Annotated in this window: 14 protein-coding genes; 9 read left to right on the top strand and 5 right to left on the bottom strand. The window is 64.1% G+C overall.

What is annotated here, in order from left to right; translation table 11 throughout:
• Positions 1 to 246: 246 nt before the first annotated feature.
• From HPY67_05870 to HPY67_05830, 9 genes are all read left to right on the top strand, one after another.
• On the top strand, positions 247 to 1,014 hold the full coding sequence (locus HPY67_05870) for a hypothetical protein (protein ID NPV04243.1): 768 nt from the start codon (positions 247 to 249) through the stop codon (positions 1,012 to 1,014).
• A gap of 121 nt (positions 1,015 to 1,135) precedes the next feature.
• Positions 1,136 to 3,280: a methylmalonyl-CoA mutase gene (gene scpA / locus HPY67_05865; protein ID NPV04242.1), complete on the top strand. Its 2,145-nt coding sequence runs from the start codon at positions 1,136 to 1,138 to the stop codon at positions 3,278 to 3,280.
• Positions 3,281 to 3,353: 73 nt separating this feature from the next.
• Positions 3,354 to 4,352: a methylmalonyl Co-A mutase-associated GTPase MeaB gene (meaB, locus tag HPY67_05860; protein ID NPV04241.1), complete on the top strand. Its 999-nt coding sequence runs from the start codon at positions 3,354 to 3,356 to the stop codon at positions 4,350 to 4,352.
• A 32-nt stretch (positions 4,353 to 4,384) separates the two neighbouring features.
• Complete coding sequence (gene mce, locus HPY67_05855; protein NPV04240.1) at positions 4,385 to 4,786, top strand: methylmalonyl-CoA epimerase; 402 nt, start codon at positions 4,385 to 4,387, stop codon at positions 4,784 to 4,786.
• Between the two features lie 70 nt (positions 4,787 to 4,856).
• Complete coding sequence (locus tag HPY67_05850) at positions 4,857 to 6,365, top strand: methylmalonyl-CoA carboxyltransferase (protein ID NPV04239.1); 1,509 nt, start codon at positions 4,857 to 4,859, stop codon at positions 6,363 to 6,365.
• Positions 6,366 to 6,449: 84 nt separating this feature from the next.
• On the top strand, positions 6,450 to 6,596 hold the full coding sequence (locus HPY67_05845; GenBank protein ID NPV04238.1) for a hypothetical protein: 147 nt from the start codon (positions 6,450 to 6,452) through the stop codon (positions 6,594 to 6,596).
• 4 nt (positions 6,597 to 6,600) lie between these two features.
• Positions 6,601 to 7,749 carry a sodium ion-translocating decarboxylase subunit beta gene (locus tag HPY67_05840; GenBank protein NPV04237.1) on the top strand — a complete coding sequence of 383 codons (1,149 nt, stop codon included), beginning with the start codon at positions 6,601 to 6,603 and terminating at the stop codon, positions 7,747 to 7,749.
• A 131-nt stretch (positions 7,750 to 7,880) separates the two neighbouring features.
• The gene (locus HPY67_05835) at positions 7,881 to 8,096 is read left to right on the top strand and encodes an acetyl-CoA carboxylase biotin carboxyl carrier protein subunit (GenBank protein NPV04236.1); all 216 of its coding nucleotides are present in this window, start codon (positions 7,881 to 7,883) and stop codon (positions 8,094 to 8,096) included.
• A gap of 194 nt (positions 8,097 to 8,290) precedes the next feature.
• Complete coding sequence (locus tag HPY67_05830; GenBank protein NPV04235.1) at positions 8,291 to 9,655, top strand: C4-dicarboxylate ABC transporter; 1,365 nt, start codon at positions 8,291 to 8,293, stop codon at positions 9,653 to 9,655.
• Positions 9,656 to 9,821: 166 nt separating this feature from the next.
• Here the strand turns inward: HPY67_05830 and HPY67_05825 are convergent, their stop codons facing one another.
• From HPY67_05825 to HPY67_05805, 5 genes are all read right to left on the bottom strand, one after another.
• Positions 9,822 to 10,373: a Fe-S-containing hydro-lyase gene (locus tag HPY67_05825; protein NPV04234.1), complete on the bottom strand. Its 552-nt coding sequence runs from the start codon at positions 10,371 to 10,373 to the stop codon at positions 9,822 to 9,824.
• A gap of 42 nt (positions 10,374 to 10,415) precedes the next feature.
• Entirely contained in the window at positions 10,416 to 11,255 is an 840-nt protein-coding gene (locus HPY67_05820; GenBank protein NPV04233.1) for a fumarate hydratase, read from the bottom strand.
• A 39-nt stretch (positions 11,256 to 11,294) separates the two neighbouring features.
• Positions 11,295 to 11,954, bottom strand: coding sequence for an isoprenoid biosynthesis glyoxalase ElbB (elbB, locus tag HPY67_05815; GenBank protein ID NPV04232.1), 660 nt, complete (start codon positions 11,952 to 11,954; stop codon positions 11,295 to 11,297).
• A gap of 183 nt (positions 11,955 to 12,137) precedes the next feature.
• Positions 12,138 to 12,440 carry an antibiotic biosynthesis monooxygenase gene (locus tag HPY67_05810; protein ID NPV04231.1) on the bottom strand — a complete coding sequence of 101 codons (303 nt, stop codon included), beginning with the start codon at positions 12,438 to 12,440 and terminating at the stop codon, positions 12,138 to 12,140.
• A 248-nt stretch (positions 12,441 to 12,688) separates the two neighbouring features.
• Positions 12,689 to 13,042 carry an antibiotic biosynthesis monooxygenase gene (locus HPY67_05805; GenBank protein ID NPV04230.1) on the bottom strand — a complete coding sequence of 118 codons (354 nt, stop codon included), beginning with the start codon at positions 13,040 to 13,042 and terminating at the stop codon, positions 12,689 to 12,691.
• Between the last annotated feature and the right edge of the window lie 19 nt (positions 13,043 to 13,061).

The raw sequence follows: 13,061 nt of genomic DNA, 5'->3' as shown, positions 1-13,061 counted from the left end.
ATTCGCACCGCCGGCCCGTAAACGGCCCGGCGGCGGGGTGCTGTGCCCTGAAACCATCATTTTTCCGCGGTTTTCAGGCCTTGTCAGACAAACGCCGACAAATCGTCCTGTTCAATTCCTACACCAGAATCAGACGGCCCCCGATGGTGTTCGCCCTGTCGCGGTGCTAATACCGCCGCGAGTCAATTCCCCACGTTGGTTGCACCTGTTTTTCGGCAGGTCGCGTCATCTCAAGCAGAGTCGGTCATGTTGGTTTGTCCTCGATGCGGCGGAAGAAATTTCTGGCGGCTGGCCACGGGGCAGCGGCGTTGCGGCCGGTGCGGCCTGACGCGCAAGTTCGACAGGACCTACTGGGACACCACCAAAATGTCGCCCTACTGGAAGGGCCGTCTCCTCGAGTACTTTTGCCTCGGGGTGCCGGCCTACCGGCTCCGGCACCAGGTGCCGCTCGACCTCAAGACGGTCCAGCGCTGGTTCCGTATCCTGCGTCTCGCCATCTACGCGCACGAGATGAAGGAGATGAGGGCCCTGCTTGCCGGAAAGGGGGCCGCCGCGGCACCGGCCGGGGCAGCAGTCCGGTTCGGCGCGGACTTCACGATGTCGAACGGAAAGCTGGCCCTCGCCATCTACAAGGGCAACGGCCGCGTCTTCGCGCTGCCCGCCCTCCTGCCCGAGGGGGGCGCGGGCGCGGCGGCCATCGCCGAGACGGGTCGGCTCCACGTCTGCGATGAAACGCTGGCCTGCACGCTTTTCGACGTCCGCGGCAACAGCGTCGTGGTCAACGGCGACAAGACGACCCGGAAGGGCCGCGAGGCCGCGGAGGACATCGAGGGGTTCTGGGTCTTCGCCCGGCAGTGGCTCAAACATTACCGGGGCGTGCCCCGGATGTATTTCCCGCTCTACCTCAAGGAAATCGAGTGGAGGTTCAATCACCGCAGCGAGAACCTCGTCAAGCTCATACGCAACCTCCTGAACCAGAGGGTGCCGGCGGGCTCGGACCTTCTGCGTCCCTGAGGCCCGGGAAAGACCAGGAACACGCGATGGGGCCTCCCGCGTAGAGGCCGCATCCAGGAAATCGGCAACCATGCAGGAAAAACAGGCCTTTCACGGACAGGCTGAACCAAGGAGGAAGAAAATGGCTGAACACCCCCAGATGAAGAAGTGGCAGGAACTGGTCGCAAAGGAACTCAAGGGAAAGCCCCTGGAGTCTCTCAACTGGGAGACGCCCGAGGGCATCACCGTGAAGCCCATCTACACGGCGGAAGACCTGGAGGGGCTGGACTTCGTCAACACCCTCTCCGGCATGCCCCCCTACGTCCGCGGCCCCGTGGCCTCCATGTACGCCAACCAGCCCTGGACGATCCGCCAGTATGCCGGGTTCGCCACGGCCAAGGAATCGAACGCCTTCTATAGGCGGAATCTGGCCGCCGGGCAGACGGGCCTCTCCGTCGCCTTCGACCTGGCCACGCACCGCGGCTACGACTCCGACCACCCGCGCGTGGCCGGCGACGTGGGCAAGGCCGGCGTGGCGATCGACTCCGTCGAGGACATGAAGGTCCTCTTCGACGGCATCCCCCTGGACAAGGTCACCGTTTCGATGACGATGAACGGTGCCGTTCTCCCGATCCTCGCGGGCTACATCGTGGCCGCCGAGGAGCAGGGCGTCAAGCAGGAGCAGCTCGCGGGCACGATCCAGAACGACATCCTCAAGGAGTTCCTCACCCGCAACACCTACATCTACCCGCCCCAGCCCTCCATGCGGATCGTCTCGGACATCATCGCCTACTGCTCGAAGCACATGCCGCGCTACAACACGATCTCCATCAGCGGCTACCACATCATGGAGGCGGGCGCCAACTCGGTGCTGCAGACGGCCTTCACGCTCGCCGACGGCAAGCAGTACATCCGCGCGGCCATCGACGCCGGGCTCCACATCGACGAGTTCGCCCCGCGGCTCTCCTTCTTCTTCGGCGTGGGCATGAACTTCTTCATGGAGATCGCCATGCTGCGGGCGGCCCGCTACCTGTGGCACAAGACGGTCAGTGAGTTCAACCCGAAGAACCCCCGCTCCACCGTGCTGCGCACCCACGTGCAGACCTCCGGCTGGAGCCTCACGGAGCAGGACCCGTACAACAACATCATCCGCACGACCCTCGAGGCCCTCGCGGCGGCGCTGGGCGGCACCCAGTCGCTCCACACGAACTCCTTCGACGAGGCCATCAGCCTGCCGACGGACTTCTCGGCCCGCATCGCCCGCAACACCCAGATCATCATCCAGGAGGAGTCCCAGATCTGCCACGTGGTGGACCCCCTGGGAGGCTCCTACTACGTCGAGGCCCTCACGGGCGCCATCATCCGCGAGGCCAAGAAGATCATGGACGAGATCGAGGCCCTCGGCGGCATGGCCCGCGCCATCGAGACGGGCATGCCGAAGCTCCGCATCGAGGAGTCGGCGGCGCGCCGCCAGGCCCGGATCGACCAGGGCAAGGACGTCATCGTCGGCGTCAACAAGTACCGCATCCCGGAGCCGCCCGCCGTGGAGGTGCTCGAGGTGCCCAACACGGTCCGTGACGAGCAGATCGCCCGGATCAAGGAACTCAAGGCGAAGCGCGACAACGCCGCCGTGAAGAAGGCCCTCGAGGAGATCACGGCCGTGGCCGAGAAGGGCGGCAACCTCCTCGAGGCCTCCATCAAGGCCATCCGCCTGCGCGCCACCGTGGGCGAGGTGAGCGACGCCATGGAGAAGGTCTTCGGCCGCTACGTGGCCACCACCCGGATGATCTCCGGCGTCTACTCCTCCGAGTACGGCGAGAGCGACGTGATCAAGAGCCTGCAGAAGCGGACGGAGAACTTCCTCAAGCAGACGGGCCGGCGGCCCCGGATGCTCGTGACCAAGATGGGCCAGGACGGCCACGACCGCGGCATCAAGGTCGTCGCCACGGCCTTCGCGGACCTGGGGTTCGACATCGACATCAGCCCGATGTTCCAGACTCCCGAGGAGGCCGCCAAGATGGCCATCGAGAACGACGTCCACATCGTGGGGGCCTCGAGCCTCACGGCCGGCCACAAGACCCTGGTGCCGGAGCTGATCCGGAAGCTCAAGGAGATGGGCGGCGAGGAGATCCTCGTGATTGCCGGCGGCGTCATCCCCCCGACGGACTACGACTTCCTCTACAAGGCGGGCGTCGTCGGGATCTTCGGGCCGGGCACCTCGATTCCGGAGTCGGCGGACAAGGTGCTCTCCCTGCTGGAGAACAAGTACCTGAAGAAGGCGGCATAGAGCGATTGCCGGGGGAGGATCCCTCCCCCGGCAATTCCGCATCTCCACGATCTTTCGGACCCGGTGCAGGGTGATGGCGCAGCAGACGATTGACTACTACGTACAGGGCGTGATCGGCGGCAACCGGCTGGTCATGGCAAAGACGATCACGCTGATCGAGAGCGTCCTGCCCGAGCACCAGGAGATGGCCCGGCAGGTCATGGACGCCCTGCTCCCCCACACGGGGAAGGCCGTCCGCATGGGGATCACGGGCGTGCCCGGCGCCGGCAAGAGCACCTTCATCGAGAGCTTCGGCACGATGCTCACGGAGAGGGGCCACCGGGTGGCCGTGCTGGCCGTGGACCCCAGCAGCCCCCGCACGGGCGGCAGCATCCTGGCCGACAAGACCCGGATGGAGAAGCTCTCGGTGAACGAGCGGGCCTTCATCCGCCCCTCCCCCTCGGGGGGCACCCTCGGCGGGGTGGCCCGCAAGACCCGCGAGACCATGATGATCTGCGAGGCCGCGGGGTACGACGTCATCCTGGTGGAGACGGTGGGCGTGGGGCAGTCGGAGGTCGCCGTGGCCTCCATGGTGGACTTCTTCCTCGTGCTCATGATCGCCGGGGCCGGCGACGAGCTGCAGGGCATCAAGAAGGGCGTGCTGGAGCTGGCCGACGCCATCACGGTCAACAAGGCCGACGGTGACAACGTGGAGAGGGCCAAGCTCGCCCGGGCCCAGTATGAGACGGCCATGCACCTGCTCTCGCCGCCCTCGCCCGACTGGAGCACGCCGGTCCTGATCTGCAGCTCCCTGACGGGCAGCGGGCTCCCGGAGATCTGGGAGACGGTCCTGAAACACCGGAAGATCATGAGCGACAAGGGGGAGCTGGAGCGCAAGCGAAGCGAGCAGGCGCGCCTGTGGATGTGGGCCCTGGTGAAGGAAGGCCTCGAAGAGTGGTTCTACAAGAACGCGCAGGTCGTCAACCTGCTGCCCCTCATCGAGAGGGAAGTGGTCAGCGGGAAGATCACGGCCACGTCGGGGGCGGCGCGGATCCTCTCGTTTCTCCAGAACTACAGCTTAACCGTAACGTGAAGAAATCAGACGAGTCAGGAGGGTCAGGACACATGAAAGTTACCCGGTTGGATCACATCGGAATCGCGGTGAAGAGCATCGCCGAGTCCCTGAAGGTCTACGAGGCGATGGGCCTGAAATCCGTGGGCGTCGAGGAAGTGGCCGAGCAGAAGGTGCGCGTGGCGTTCCTCCCCATCGGCGAGACGGAGATCGAGCTGCTCGAGTCCACGGCGCCGGACGGACCCGTGGCCAAGTACATCGAGAAGAACGGTGAGGGGATCCAGCACCTGGCACTGCGCGTGGACAACCTCGAGGCGGCCCTCGCGGAGATGAAGGCCAAGGGCGTGCGGCTCATCGACGAGAAGCCCCGCTACGGCGCGGGCGGCGCGAAGATCGCCTTCGTGCACCCCCGCTCCACGGGCGGCGTGCTGCTCGAGCTCAGCGAGAGGCAGTAGGCACCGCGACAACCCCACACAGAAACCCGGAAGGAGAAGCACCGTGACGAATGAAGAAAAAATCGCACTCATGAGGGCCCGCGAGCAGAAGATCGAGCTCGGCGGAGGCGCCAAGGCCCTCGAAAAGGTAAAGGCCACGGGGCGGCTGACGGCCCGCGAGAGGCTTGCGCGTCTCTTCGACGCGGGCAGCTTCGTGGAGATGGACAAGTTCGTCGAGCACCGCTGCACGAACTTCGGCATGGACAAGATGGAAGTCCCCGGCGAGGGCGTCGTGACGGGTTACGGGATGGTCAACGGCCGGACCGTGTTCGCCTTCGCACAGGACTTCAGCACCATGGGCGGCTCACTGGGCGAGATGCACGCCGCCAAGATCGTCAAGTGTCAGGAGCGTGCCCTGTCGGCGGGATGCCCCATCGTGGGCCTCAACGACTCGGGCGGCGCGCGGATCCAGGAGGCCGTCGACTCGCTGGCGGGCTACGGCCGGATCTTCTACCGCAACACCATGGCCTCGGGCATCATCCCCCAGATCAGCGCCATCATGGGCCCGTCGGCCGGCGGCGCCGTCTACTCGCCGGCACTCATGGACTTCATCTACATGGTCAACAAGGAATACGCCCAGATGTTCATCACGGGCCCGCAGGTCGTCAAGGCCGTCATGGGCGAGGAAGTGACGGCCATGGAGCTCGGCGGGGCCATGACGCACAACACGAAGAGCGGCGTGGCGCACTTCGTGGCCGAGAGCGACGAGGACTGCATCGACCAGATCAAGAAGCTCCTGAGCTACCTCCCCCTCAACAACCGCGAGAAGCCGCCCGTCGTCGCCTGCACCGACCCGGTCGACCGCATGGAGGAAAAGCTCAACACGATCGTCCCCGAGGCGAGCAACCGACCCTACGACATGAAGCGGGTCATCAAGATGGTCGTGGACAACGGCGAGATCTACGAGAGCCAGGCCCTCTACGCCATGAACATGATCACCTGCTTCGCCCGGATGAACGGCCAGCCCGTGGGCATCATCGCCAACCAGCCGGCGGTGCTTGCGGGGTGCCTCGACATCAACTCCTCCGACAAGGCCTCGCGGTTCATCCGGTTCTGCGACTGCTTCAACCTGCCGATCCTCACCTTCGTCGACGTGCCGGGCTACCTCCCGGGGACGGCGCAGGAGTACGGCGGCATCATCCGCCACGGCGCGAAGATGCTCTACGTCTACCCCGAGGCGACGGTGCCGAAGATCACGATCGTTCTGCGCAAGGCCTACGGCGGCTCCTACCTCGGCATGTGCTCCGGGCAGACGGGCGCTGACGTGGTCATGGCGTGGCCCTCGGCGGAGATCGCCGTCATGGGCGCCGAGGGGGCGGCCAAGATCATCTTCCGCAAGGAGGACCCCGAGAGCCTCAAGAAGAAGACGCAGGAGTACATCGACAACTTCGCAACCCCCTACCAGGCGGCGCGGCACGGCCTGATCGAGCACGTCATCGAGCCCAAGGAGACGAGGCCCATGATCATCAAGGCCCTCAAGATGCTCGAGAACAAGCGCGAAGACCGCCCCTGGAAGAAACACGGCAACATCCCTCTGTAGGGCCCATGCCGGCTGGGAGCCGGCGGGGCCTCTTGTAGAGGGTGGGCATTCATGCATCGAAACGTACGAAGGAGGTTTCTTACAATGGAGATGGACAATTTCACATTCGGCATCACGATGCTGGTGGCCGGGATGGGGGGCACGCTGGTGACCCTGGGGCTGCTGAGCCTGATGATGGCCGGCCTGGGCAAGCTCTTCCCTCACAGGGAAGAGGACGGGAAGGAGGGCTGAGACCATGCTGGAAGCGATCATTGCGGGACTGGGCGGGCTGGTTATCGGCTTCAAGTTTTTGTTTGTCAACTGGCAGAACCTGATCATGCTGGGCGTGGGCGGGGTGCTGCTGTGGCTGGGGATCAAGAAGGACTGCGAGCCGCTGTTGCTGGTGCCGATCGGGTTCGGCTGCATTTTGGTCAACATCCCGATGTCGGACGTCATGTTGAAGGACGGCTTCATCCGGACGATCTACGACGCGGGGGTGGACACGGAGCTCTTTCCGCTGCTGATCTTCATCGGCATCGGGGCGATGACGGACTTTGGTCCGGTGCTGGCGCAGCCCTACACGTTTCTCTTGGGGGCGGCGGGGCAGTTCGGGATCTTCCTGACGCTGCTGGTGGCGCTGTGGCTGGGCTTTCCGAAGCTCGACGCGGTCTCGATCGGGATCATCGGGGCCTGCGACGGTCCGACGGCGATCTACGTGACCTCGAAGTACGCCCCGCACCTGCTGGGGGCGGTGGCGGTGGCGGCCTACTCGTACATGTCGCTGGTGCCGGTGATCCAGCCGCCGATCATGCGCCTGCTGACCACGGAGAAGGAGAAGAAGACGGTGATGAAGTACACCGCCAAGCCGGTTTCGAAGACCACGAAGCTGCTCTTCCCGATCGTGATCACGGTGGTGGGGGGCTGCATTGCGCCCAAGGGCCTGCCGCTGCTGGCGACGATCATGCTGGGCAACCTCATGAGGGAGTCCGGGGTGGTGGCGCGGCTCACGGGGGCGGCGGAGAACGAGATCGCCAACGTGGTGACGCTCTTCCTGGGTCTCTCGATCGGGGCGACGATGGCGGGCCCGGCCTTCATCCGGGCCGAGACGCTGATCATTTTGGCGCTGGGCTTCATGGCGATCTGCCTGGACACGGTCTGCGGGGTGCTGTTCGGCAAGCTGCTCTACGTGGTGACGGGCGGCAAGATCAACCCGCTGATCGGCGCGGCGGGGATCTCGGCCTTCCCGATGGCGGCCCGGGTGGTGCAGAAGGTGGGTTCGCAGTATAATAAAAAGAGTTACCTGTTGATGCACGCCATGGGGGCCAACGCCGGCGGGCAGATCGGCTCGGTGATCGCCGCGGCCGTCATGCTCTCCGTGCTGGCCGGCATGGGCGTGATCCGGTAAATCAGTCCCCGCACCCTTTTCCCCTCTGCCGTGACGGGAGAGGGTCGGGGTGCGGGCGGAAAGAGGAACCGATTCAAGGGCTTTATGCAATACAGGCTGCAATTTAAACAAGGAAAGGAGGCGAGACCCCAATGGCAATCGACGTTGTAGCCCCGATGCCCGGCACGATCAAGGAGATCATCGTGAAGGCGGGCGATGCGGTGAAGGAGGACGAGGAGCTGATCATCCTCGAGGCCATGAAGATGGAGAACCCCATCGTGGCCCCCGGCAACGGCACGGTGCAGGAGATCAAGGTCAAGGAAGGGGACAAGGTCAACACCAGCCAGGTCCTCATGGTGCTCGGATAACGGGATGCAGCCCCTGACCGCCCGAGGGCGGTCAGGGGCTGCCGCGCCTCGAACGCTCTCATTCTCGCATTTTCTAAAGGGGGGCGCGAACCGGCATGAATAATCCACGCAAAGCGGTGGACTTTTTTGACAAACTGGAATACTCAAGCATAGGCTGAACCCTATCAAAAAATCCAATAGGGAGGGAGATCAACATGGAATTTCTCGGCGTATCCCTGGCGGCCTGGATGTCCATCCTGGCCTTGACCATCGTCATCATCATCAGCTGCGTGAACGAGGAGCTTCACGTCGGCAACTTGAGCATCGCCTTCGCGATCATCGTCGGGGCAGTCTTCATGAACATGGCGGCCTCCAAGGTCGTGGCGGGCTTTCCGCTGAGCCTCTTCATGATATTGGTCGGCGTGACCTTCATGTTCGCCATGGCCCAAGTCAACGGGACGCTCGGTAAAATCACCAGTTACTGTATCCGCATCTGCGGCGGCAACATGATGCTGCTGCCCTTCATCATCTACTTCCTGACGATCTTCATCACCACGATCGGCCCGGGCAACATCGCCGGTGTCGCGCTGCTGGCGCCCATCACCATGGCCATCGCGGGCCAGGTGGGGATGTCGGCCTTCTGCATGACGCTCATCGTCGTCGGGGCCGCCAACTCGGCCTGCTTCTCGCCGTTTGCCCCCACGGGGATCATCTCCCACGGCCTCATCGAGAGGATGGGGCCGCAGATCCCCGGCCTCTTCGACCAGTACTCACTGGCCGCACTCGACTGGAAGGTCTACTTCAACTCCATCATCGCGCAGGGCATCGTCGTCATCCCCGGCTTCCTCATCTTCGGCGGCTGGAAGTGGATGATGCAGCACAAGGGCAAGACGGTGGACATCAACACGATCGCCCCGAAGCCCGAACCCTTCACGAAGCAGCAGTGGTTCACCACGATCTGCATCGTCGTCCTGATCTTCATGGTCGTCGTGCCGGCCCTGCCCGGCATGAAGGCGTACTTCCCGAAGTGGATGCTCCTGATGGCCTCCAACGTGGGCACCGTCGGGTTCGTCCTGGGCGGCCTGATGATGCTGTTCAACATCGCCGACAGCAAGGCGGCCATCAAGACGATGCCCTGGTTCGTCATCATGATGGTCTGCGGCGTCACCGTGCTCATCGAGATCATGGAGAAGTCGGGAGGCCTCAATGCCATGACGAAGGCCATCGCGGCCTTTTCGGGCCCCACGACGGTGCACTTCTGGCTGGGTCTCGTGACGGGCGTCATCTCGGCCTACTCGAGCTCCTCCGGCGTCGTCATGCCGGCCTTCCTGCCTCTGGTGCCGGGGCTCCTGAAGCTTGTACCGGGCGCGGATCCCGTCGGCATGATCTCGTCGATCAACGTCGGCGCGCACCTCGTCGACGCCTCGCCGCTCTCCACGCTGGGCGCGCTCTGCATCGCCTGCGCGGCCGAGCACGAGGACAAGCAGAAGCTCTTCCGCAATCTGCTGATCTGGGGGCTCTCGATGTCCATCGTCGGCGCCGTCATCTGCTGGCTCTTCTTCGGCATCCTGGGCATCTAGGATCCGGGGTTTCATGACAATGCAAAAGGCCGGGGGGTTCAGCCTCCCGGCCTTTTTCGTTGCGCTATGCTTCGGAGCAGAGGGTAAGAGGGCATGAAGGTGAGAAGGTTGGAGAAGCCCGTCGCTCATCGTAGAGCCACTCCATGCCTCTTACCCTCTCAGCCTCTCACCTTCGATACTTTTTCGCCCCCTCGACGTACAGATCGTTTCCCTTCGTGTCGTTGATGACGACGACGGGGAAGTCCTCCACCTCCAGGCGCTGGATGGCCTCGGGCCCGAGGTCTTCGTAGGCGACGGTCTCCGCCTTCCGGATGCTGCGGGCCAGCAGGGCCCCCGCCCCGCCCGTGGCGCCGAAGTAGACGGCCTTGTACTTCTTCATGGCCTCCACCACCTCGGCCCCGCGGTTTCCCTTGCCGATCATGCCCTTGAGGCCCATCTCCATGAGTTTGGGGGCATAGGGGTCCATCCGGTAGCTCGTCGTCGGGCCCGCCGAGCCGATGGGCCTGCCGGGCTTTGCCGGCGCCGGGCCCACGTAGTAGATCACCTGCCCGCGGATGTCGACGGGAAGATCCTTCCCCGCCTGGATGAGGTCGAAGAGCCGCTTGTGCGCCGCATCGCGTGCCGAGTAGAGCACCCCCGTGAGGAGCACCCTGTCGCCGATCCCGAGCTTCTCCACATCCCCCTCGGTCAGCGGGGTCTTCAGTCTGATTTCAGCCATATTGCTTGCCTTCTGACCCTCTCGCCCCCGTGTCTTCTTGCTCTAGAGGACGGTTTCCTTGTGCCGCATCGCATGGCACTGGACGTTCACCGCCACGGGGAGGCTTGCGATGTGGCAGGGCTCGACCTCGAAGAAGACGTCGAGCGCCGTCGTGTTGCCGCCGTAGCCCATGGGCCCGATGCCCAGCCTGTTGATCCGTTCCAGGACCTCGATTTCGACCTTCGCGAGCTCCGGGTCGGCGTTTCGCTCGCCGATGCGCCTTGTGAGGGCCTTCTTTGCGAGAAGAGCCGAGCGCTCGAAGGTGCCGCCGACCCCGACACCCACCACCGTGGGCGGGCAGGGGTTCGAACCCGAGGCCTCGATGCGCCGCACGACAAACTCCTTGATCCCCTCGAGCCCCGCAGAGGGGGAGAGCATGTCCACGCGGCTCATGTTCTCCGCGCCCCCGCCCTTCGGGACGGCCACGATCCGGATGCGGTCGCCGGGCACGATGTCGAAGTGGATCACGGCGGGCGTGTTGTCCTTCGTGTTGGCCCGCGTGAAGGGGTGGCAGGCGGATTTGCGCAGGTAGCCTTCGCCGTAGCCCTTCCGGACCCCCTCGTTGAGGGCCTCCTTCAGGCCGCCTCCCGTCACGTGCACATCCTGGCCGACCTCGACGAAGAGAACGGCAAGCCCCGTGTCCTGGCAGATGGGGGACTGCTCGTCCCGGGCGATGCGGGCATTCTCCTTGAGCTCCCGGATGACCTCGCGGGCCACGGGGGACTCGTCCGTCTCGATGGCCCGGTCGAAGGCCGCGAGCACGTCCTCGCCGAGATTGCAGTTGGCGTCGATGAAGAGGTCGCGCACGGCCCGCACGATTTGCTCAGCCTGAATTTCTCTCATGTCTCACCCTCTGCGGGATCCCCCACGGCTGCTGCCACCTTACGGCTTCGCCATTTTCAGGATCTCGGCCACGAGCTTCTCGATGCCCTGGGCCACCTTTGAGATCGTGGGCCCCAGCATGTAGGCCGGAGTGGTGACGATTTTGTTGACCTCGTCGACGACGATCCCCTCGACGGGGGCCTGCACGTGCTTGCCGCCCATGGCTTCGATGGCGCCGGAGGCGCCGGGGTCATTGCCGATCGTCAGTTTCGGTTTCGCAGCGCCGAGGACCTTGGCCGCAATCACCGGGGCGATGCAGATGAAGCCGATGGGCTTCTTCGCCGCGTGGATCTCCTTGATGAGTCTTGCCACCTCCGGGTTCACCGTGCAGTCGGGGCCCTTTACGGCGAAGTCGCAAAGGTTCTTGGCGGCGCCGAACCCTCCGGGGAAGATGAGGGCGTCGATGTCGGCCGCCTTCACGTCCTTCATGTTCCTGATATCGCCGCGGGCGATGCGGGCCGACTCGCACAGGACGTTTCTCGACTCCCCGGTGGGTTGCCCTTTCGTGTGATCGATCACGTGCATCTGGTTGATGTCCGGCGCCATGCAGAGGATCTCGGCGCCCGCCTTGTCCAGAAAATAAAGGGTCAAGGTGGCCTCGTGGATCTCGGCCCCATCGTAGACACCGCAGCCCGACAGAACGACACCGACCTTCGCCATGGGATGCACCTCCTGGATTTCGTGGATGACTGAAACAGACGGGGGCCGTGCGACAGGACCGGCCGGGGCGGCCTCGGCTTCCCGCAGACCCCGGGCAGAACTATAGATGAAGCGGCCCGGGGGTGTCAACGAAAAACGCCCCGGCTGCAGCCGGGGCGCCCCGATCCCGATATCGCCGGTCGCTCACTCCACGGAGGTTTTCCGCGGGTACCGGTAGATCTCGTACTCCGTGGGGGTCCCGATGAGTTTGTCGATCTCGCCCTGGATGGCCTTGCGCTCGTCGGTGGCGATCCATTTCTTCCAGAAATACTCGTCATCCCACACGCTGATGACGAGAAACTCGTCGGGCCTTTCGCTGCTGTGCAGTGTCTCCCCGGAGATGTACCCGGGCTGCTTCGAGGCCTCGCTTCGAAGCTTCGTGATCAGGTCCAGGAGTTCCTTTTGCTTGTCCGCCGGCGCTTTTCTCTTGATCATGACCTTGATCATATCCCATCCCTCCTTTCTCGCAAGCCGTGGGCGAAGGAATACCCGCCTCATGCATCGCATGCGGTGTCGGGCAGCCCGGTCCTCTCGACCAACCGGGCCACGGGGTGACTACGGTTTGATGACGGTCATGCCGCTCCCCGGCAGGGGACGGTCAACGCTTGCCGCCGGGAGATCGAGCCGGAAATACAGACGTCGCTGTCAAAAGAAGCCTTGCCAACGCGCGGGAAACCGATGCCTGAGACGAACGGTCACTTCTTGGGTTGAGACGGCGACCGCTCCAGGTAATCAGTGGGATCGGCCCTGTGGTAGCGCTTCTCGGGATAGTGGTACATCTCGTAGGTGGTCGGCTTCCCGAGGAGCTTGTCAATCTTGTCCTGCAGCGCCTTCCTGGGCGGGCTCGCGGCCCACCTCTCCCAGTCTTCCAGCGTATCCCAGGTGCTGATGACAAGGTACTCTTCGGGGTTCTTGATGTTCCGCATGGTCTCGCCGGAGATGTAGCCGGGTTGCCTCGAAGCCATGCTCCGCAGTTCCGTGATGAGGCCAACGAGGTCTTTCTCCTTTTCGGCGGGGACCCATCGTTTCAACAGGATTCGGACGGCCATCGTGTTCACCTCCTCTCGG

The sequence above is a fragment of the Syntrophaceae bacterium genome (genome assembly GCA_013177795.1).
In the GTDB taxonomy this organism is placed as follows: domain Bacteria; phylum Desulfobacterota; class Syntrophia; order Syntrophales; family UBA2192; genus UBA2192.
Note: the sequence above shows the minus strand (reverse complement) of the source record. Positions and strands in the feature narration are given on the sequence as shown.